General features: G+C 63.0%; 6 protein-coding genes. 5 read left to right on the top strand and 1 reads right to left on the bottom strand.

The features are described 5' to 3' along the window. Positions 1–52: 52 nt before the first annotated feature. On the bottom strand, positions 53–1129 hold the full coding sequence (mtnA, locus tag ACE04F_RS15865; RefSeq protein WP_486108105.1) for an S-methyl-5-thioribose-1-phosphate isomerase: 1077 nt from the start codon (positions 1127–1129) through the stop codon (positions 53–55). Positions 1130–1235: 106 nt separating this feature from the next. Here mtnA and ACE04F_RS15860 point away from each other — a divergent pair, with 106 nt between their 5' ends. The 5 genes from ACE04F_RS15860 to ACE04F_RS15840 all read left to right on the top strand — a co-directional run bounded on the left by ACE04F_RS15860 (position 1236) and on the right by ACE04F_RS15840 (position 6204). Beyond that, on the top strand, positions 1236–2567 hold the full coding sequence (locus ACE04F_RS15860; protein ID WP_486108103.1) for a TRZ/ATZ family hydrolase: 1332 nt from the start codon (positions 1236–1238) through the stop codon (positions 2565–2567). A 60-nt stretch (positions 2568–2627) separates the two neighbouring features. Further along, on the top strand, positions 2628–3326 hold the full coding sequence (gene ubiG / locus ACE04F_RS15855) for a bifunctional 2-polyprenyl-6-hydroxyphenol methylase/3-demethylubiquinol 3-O-methyltransferase UbiG (RefSeq protein ID WP_486108101.1): 699 nt from the start codon (positions 2628–2630) through the stop codon (positions 3324–3326). A 4-nt stretch (positions 3327–3330) separates the two neighbouring features. Next, positions 3331–4002, top strand: a complete 672-nt coding sequence (gene mupP, locus ACE04F_RS15850) for an N-acetylmuramic acid 6-phosphate phosphatase MupP (protein ID WP_486108099.1) — start codon at positions 3331–3333, stop codon at positions 4000–4002. Between the two features lie 182 nt (positions 4003–4184). Then, the gene (locus ACE04F_RS15845; RefSeq protein ID WP_434601439.1) at positions 4185–4925 is read left to right on the top strand and encodes a YciK family oxidoreductase; all 741 of its coding nucleotides are present in this window, start codon (positions 4185–4187) and stop codon (positions 4923–4925) included. 352 nt (positions 4926–5277) lie between these two features. Further along, entirely contained in the window at positions 5278–6204 is a 927-nt protein-coding gene (locus tag ACE04F_RS15840) for a GGDEF domain-containing protein (RefSeq protein ID WP_486108097.1), read from the top strand. Positions 6205–6242 lie beyond the last annotated feature (38 nt).

Below are 6242 nucleotides of genomic sequence, written 5' to 3'. Positions count from 1 at the left end.
CTTTGTGGGAGCGAGCCTGCCGCCAAGGCAATGGACCAGACAGAACCCGCTATCAATGCAACCGCTTGCGACACATCAACTGCGCCATCTTGGCCGCATCCGGCCGCTCGACGATGCCCTTCTCCGTCACGATCGCATCGATCAGGTCCGCCGGGGTCACGTCGAACACCGGGTTGAACGCATCGGCATCCGCCCCGACCCGCTTGCCGCCGACTTCCAGCAACTCGCGGCCATCACGCTCTTCGATCGGGATGTCATCACCGCTGGCCAGGTTCATGTCGATGGTTGAGCTTGGCGCCACCACCATGAAACGTACGCCGTGGTGCATGGCACAGACCGCCAGCTGGTAGGTGCCGATCTTGTTCGCCACGTCGCCATTGGCCGTGATGCGGTCCGCGCCGACGATGACCCAGGTCACGCCCTTGGTCTTCATTATATGGGCGGCGGCGGAATCGGCGTTGAGCGTCACCGGAATGCCTTCGTTCGCCAGCTCCCAGGCCGTCAAACGCGAACCTTGCAGCCATGGACGGGTTTCGTCGGCATAGACCCGCTCCACCATACCCTCCAGAAACGCCCCGCGAATCACCCCGAGGGCCGTTCCGAAGCCGCCGGTGGCCAAGGCCCCGGTGTTGCAATGGGTCAGGATGGCCTGGGCGTTGCCCTGATGCTTGCGAATCAGGTCGACGCCGAGCTGGGCCATGGTCAGGTTGGCTTCGCGGTCACTTTCGTGAATCGCGATGGCCTCGGCTTCAAGCACCGCCAGCGGTTCGGCATGCTCCTTCAGGCGCCCCAGCCGGTCGCGCATGCGATCCAGCGCCCAGAACAGATTGACCGCCGTCGGCCGGGAATCGGCCAGCAAGGCGAAATCCGCTTCCAGCGCCGCTTGCCAATCGCCGCCCTCGGCCATCCGCGCCCGCGCCGCCAGTACCACGCCATAGGCGGCGCTGATGCCGATGGCCGGCGCACCGCGCACCACCATCGAACGAATGGCCTCGGCCACACCGGCCGCGCTGGTGTAGGCGATCCAGTTTTCCTCGAACGGCAAAACACGCTGATCCAGCAGGTAAAGAGCGCCATCGCGCCAATCGATGGCCTTCACCTTCTCCGCAGCCAACAGTCGATCGCGCATCCTTCACCCCGCACTCATGAACAAAAGCCGCCGATTATAGCGATCCCACCGCGAAGACGCTCGGGTATACTTCGTCATCCTTTATAACCCATGGAACCGTTCCACGATGCCCAAGCCTGCCGTTGCGCTCGACTTATTATTGCTGCCGACCTGGTTGGTGCCTGTCGAACCCGCCGGTATCGTGCTCAAGGATCATGGCCTGGGCATTCGCGACGGTTGCATCGTGTTCATCGGGCCACGCGCCGAAGCCATGCAATGCGCTGCCACGGAGGTTCGCGAACTGCCCGGCATGCTGCTCAGCCCGGGCCTGGTCAATGCCCACGGTCACGCGGCGATGACGTTGTTCCGCGGCCTGGCCGACGACCTGCCGCTGATGACCTGGCTCGAACAGCACATCTGGCCCGCCGAGGGCAAATGGGTCGACGAGGCTTTCGTCCGCGACGGTACTGACCTGGCGATCGCCGAGCAGATCCAGGGTGGCATCACCTGCTTCTCCGACATGTACTTCTATCCCAAGGTGGCCAGCGAACGCGTGCACAACAGTGGCATTCGCGCGCAGATTGCCATTCCGATCCTCGACTTCCCGATCCCCGGCGCCGCCAGCGCCGATGAAGCCATTCGTCAGGGCATCGAATTGTTTGGCGACCTCAAGCACCATCCGCGGATCAAAGTCGCATTCGGTCCTCACGCCCCGTACACCGTCGGCGATGAGAACCTGGAAAAAATCCGCGTGATCGCCGAGGAACTCGACGCGGCCATCCACATGCATGTTCATGAAACCGCCTTCGAGGTGCAGCAGGCTGTGGATAACACTGGCGAGCGGCCAATGGCCCGGTTGGCGCGGCTTGGCCTGTTGGGGCCGCGCTTCCAGGCGGTGCACATGACCCAGGTCAGCGACGAGGACCAGGCGCTGCTGGTAGAACACAATTGCAGCGTGATCCATTGCCCGGAGTCGAATCTGAAGCTGGCCAGCGGCTTCTGCCCGGTGGAACGCCTGTGGCAGGCCGGCGTCAACGTCGCGGTCGGCACCGACGGCGCGGCGAGCAACAACGACCTCGATCTGCTCGGCGAAACCCGCACCGCCGCCCTGCTGGCAAAAGCCGTCGCCGGTTCGGCCACGGCCCTGGACGCGCACCGGGCGTTGCGCATGGCCACGCTCAACGGCGCCCGCGCGCTAGGCATCGAGACGATCGTCGGCTCGCTGGAAGTCGGCAAGGCCGCCGACCTGGTGGCCTTCGACATGTCCGGCCTGGCGCAGCAGCCCATTTATGACCCGGTGTCGCAACTGATCTACGCCACCGGCCGCCATTGCGTGAAACACCTGTGGGTGGCCGGCAAGCCATTGCTGGAGGACGGCCGCCTGACGCGCATGGACGAATCGCAGCTGATCGCCACGGCCCAGGACTGGGCACGTCGGGTCAGCGGCCAGAACGAATAGCACAGCCCTTGAGCCACGGCTCGGGACCACTGATTTTTCAAGTTTTTCGAGGAGCTGCACATGAGCAACGTCGACCACGCTGAAATTGCCAAGTTCGAGGCCCTGGCCCATCGCTGGTGGGACCGCGAAAGCGAATTCAAGCCACTGCACGACATCAACCCGCTGCGCGTCAACTGGATCGACGAGCGCGTCGGCCTGGCCGGCAAAAAAGTCCTCGACGTCGGCTGTGGCGGCGGCATCCTCAGTGAAGCCATGGCCCTGCGCGGCGCCACCGTAATTGGCATCGACATGGGCGAGGCGCCGCTGGCGGTGGCGCAACTGCATCAGCTGGAGTCCGGCGTCAGCGTCGAATACCGGCAGATCACCGCCGAAGCCCTGGCCGAGGAGATGCCCGGGCAGTTCGACGTGGTCACCTGCCTGGAAATGCTCGAACACGTACCGGACCCGTCATCGGTGATCCGTGCCTGCTTCCAGATGGTCAAGCCCGGCGGCCAGGTGTTCTTTTCCACCATCAACCGCAACCCGAAGGCGTACCTGTTCGCAATCATCGGCGCCGAATACATCATGAAGCTGCTGCCGCGCGGCACCCACGACTTCAAGAAATTCATCCGGCCTTCGGAGCTGGGCGCCTGGAGCCGCATGGCCGGGCTGACCGTCAAGGACATCATCGGCCTGACCTACAATCCGCTGACCAAGCACTACAAGCTGGCCGCCGATGTGGACGTCAACTACATGATCCAGACCCTGCGCGAGGAATAAGTCGATGCGTCTCAAAGCGGTTCTCTTCGACATGGACGGCACGCTGCTCGACACCGCGCCAGACTTCATCGCCATCTGCCAGGCCATGCGCGCCGACCGTGGTTTGCCACCGATGAACACGCAGCACATCCGCGACGAGATTTCCGGCGGCGCCCGGGCGATGGTCGCGGTGACATTCTCCATGGACCCGGAATCGCCGGGTTTCGAGGAGCTCCGCCAGGAATTCCTCGACCGCTACCTCAAGGGTTGCGCAGTTCACAGCCATCTGTTCGATGGAATGGCCGAAATACTGGCCGATATCGAGGCGGCCAATCTCATCTGGGGCGTAGTCACCAACAAGCCGGTGCGTTTCGCCGAGCCGATCATGCAACAGCTGGGGCTGGCCGAGCGCTCGAAAGTGCTGATCTGTCCGGACCACGTAAAAAACAGCAAACCGGACCCCGAGCCGCTGATCCTCGCTTGCAAGATGCTCGACCTCGACCCGGCCAGCGTACTGTTCATCGGCGACGACCTGCGGGACATCGAGTCCGGCCGCAGCGCCGGGACCAAGACCTGCGCGGTGACCTACGGCTACATCCATCCGGATGACAACCCCAAGCACTGGGGTGCGGATGTAGTGATCGACCATCCTCTGGCGCTGCGCGAAGTGCTGGATAACGCGTTGTGCAGTTGCTGACCTCGTTCGACGAGGTCGCTCTTGTGGCGGGGGGGGGGGGGCCCGCTCGGCGACGAAGTCGTCGCCAGATTCGGGACCGCTCCGCAGTCCAGCGGGAGCCCCCCCCCCCCCCCCCCACAAAAGCTCACCTGCCATGACTGCTCTGCGTGACAAGTACGTGCTGCCATCTCTTGAGGTTTTTTATGTTTGATTACTCCGCCCGCCCCGACCTGCTCGAAGGCCGGATCATCCTGGTCACCGGTGCCGGTCGCGGTATCGGCGCGGCTGCCGCCAAGGCCTATGCCGCCCATGGCGCCACCGTGCTGTTGCTGGGCAAGACCGAGGCCAACCTGACCCAGGTCTATGATGAGATCGAAGCGGCCGGTCATCCGCAGCCGGCGGTAATCCCCTTCAATCTCGAAACTGCCCTGCCCCATCAATACGATGAACTGGCAGCAATGATCGAGACCGAATTCGGTCATCTGGACGGCCTCCTGCATAACGCCTCGATCATTGGCCCGCGCACGCCGCTGGAACAGCTTTCCGGCGAGAACTTCATGCGGGTGATGCAGGTGAACGTCAATGCCATGTTCATGCTCACCAGCACCTTGCTGCCGTTGCTCAAGCTGTCCAAGGATGCCTCGGTGGTGTTCACGTCCAGCAGCGTCGGGCGCAAGGGCCGGGCCTACTGGGGCGCTTATGGCGTGTCCAAGTTCGCTACCGAGGGGCTGATGCAGACCTTGGCCGACGAAGTCGACACGGTCGCACCGGTGCGCTCCAACAGCATCAACCCCGGCGCCACCCGCACCAGCATGCGCGCCCAGGCCTATCCGGGAGAAAACCCGCTGAACAACCCGACGCCCGAAGAAATCATGCCGGTGTACCTGTACCTCATGGGCCCGGACAGTACCGGCGTCAACGGCCAGGCTTTCAACGCGCAATGACCGCTGGACCTGACGTCGCGGCGGTTTACCGTCGCGGCGCGCCTCTCTTCGATCCGCCGGCCAGGCGAAACGCCAAGGCCCTGCCGCTCAATGCTCGTGCTTTCAGCGCACAACTTGTTGATTCAACAGCAAGTTTTATCACTATGAACTGAATGGCACGACTTTCGCTCTAATCCTTTCAAACACGCCGTGTCCGGCGAGCCGGGGCCTTGGGACGAGACAACCGCCTGCATCTGAAAGCGGTCTAGACTCAACTCAATGTCCTTCGGGACTGATGGATCAGTACGACGCGCAGCCCAGAGCCGCTTCACCCCGCCGGTCAGGATCGATTCAGTTGAGGGGCTCACGCCATATGAAAACGCCCACGCAGACCAATGCAATTGATTTCGACAGCGCCAAGTTGCAGCGCCTGGGTCTCGCCCAGCCGTCGCCGCTCGTGGCGCGGCCGATCAGCCTGGCGCATTTGCGCCAGCAACTGAGCCAACAACTGCAGACCAGCCTGGAGCCACAAAGGATCCTGGGTTTGTTCTTCCGTGAAATCCAGCGGCTGGTGCCTCTGGACGCACTGGTTTACCAACACAAACCCAGCGACCTGCGCCTGGAGTTCGGCCAGCGCGGGCATCACAGCCTCAGTTACAACCTCAGCCATGAAGGCGAGCATCTGGGTGAGCTGGTGTTTCGTCGCAACCAGCGCTTCAGCAGCGCGGAACAGAGTGACCTGGAGTCAATCCTGTCGGCACTGTTTTTCCCGCTGCGCAACGCGCTGCTCTATCGCGCCGCCACCCAGAGCGCCCTGCGCGATCCGTTGACCGGCACCGGCAACCGCATTGCCATGGACCAGACGCTGGAACGGGAAATCGACATGGCCAGGCGGCATATGCAGCCGCTGTCGTTGTTGATGCTGGACATCGACCACTTCAAACGCATCAACGACAGCCATGGGCATGGGGTCGGCGACGAAGTACTGAAGGCCGTTGCCGATTCGATCAAGAGCCAGCTGCGCAATGTCGACATGGTATTCAGGTTCGGCGGTGAGGAATTCCTGATCCTGCTGGCCAATACCAATCGAGAAGCGGCGGCCATGGTCGGTGAACGGCTGCGTTATGCCGCCCAGGCCGAGGATTATTTTGCCGACGGCACCAGGATCGAATTGACGGTCAGCCTGGGCTGCGCGACGTTGCTGCCGGGCGAGTCCGCCGAAAGTCTCGTGCGCCGGGCGGACAATGCTTTGTATGTGGCCAAGCGCGAGGGGCGCAACCGGTTGACGATGGCGGGCTGAAACCAGGCTTCTCTGCTGGCCGACACTCCGCTTTCGCG

It is taken from the genome of Pseudomonas sp. AGC41 (genome assembly GCF_057334555.1).
The sequence above is the reverse complement of the archived record's forward strand: the minus strand, read 5'-3'. Positions and strand labels throughout refer to the sequence as shown.

Coding starts and splice junctions, on each gene's coding strand:
- mupP (WP_486108099.1), top strand. CDS start 3,331: ATGCGTCTCAAAGCGGTTCTCTTCGACATGGACGGCACGCTGCTCGAC.
- mtnA (WP_486108105.1), bottom strand. CDS start 1,129: ATGCGCGATCGACTGTTGGCTGCGGAGAAGGTGAAGGCCATCGATTGG.
- ACE04F_RS15840 (WP_486108097.1), top strand. CDS start 5,278: ATGAAAACGCCCACGCAGACCAATGCAATTGATTTCGACAGCGCCAAG.
- ACE04F_RS15845 (WP_434601439.1), top strand. CDS start 4,185: ATGTTTGATTACTCCGCCCGCCCCGACCTGCTCGAAGGCCGGATCATC.
- ubiG (WP_486108101.1), top strand. CDS start 2,628: ATGAGCAACGTCGACCACGCTGAAATTGCCAAGTTCGAGGCCCTGGCC.
- ACE04F_RS15860 (WP_486108103.1), top strand. CDS start 1,236: ATGCCCAAGCCTGCCGTTGCGCTCGACTTATTATTGCTGCCGACCTGG.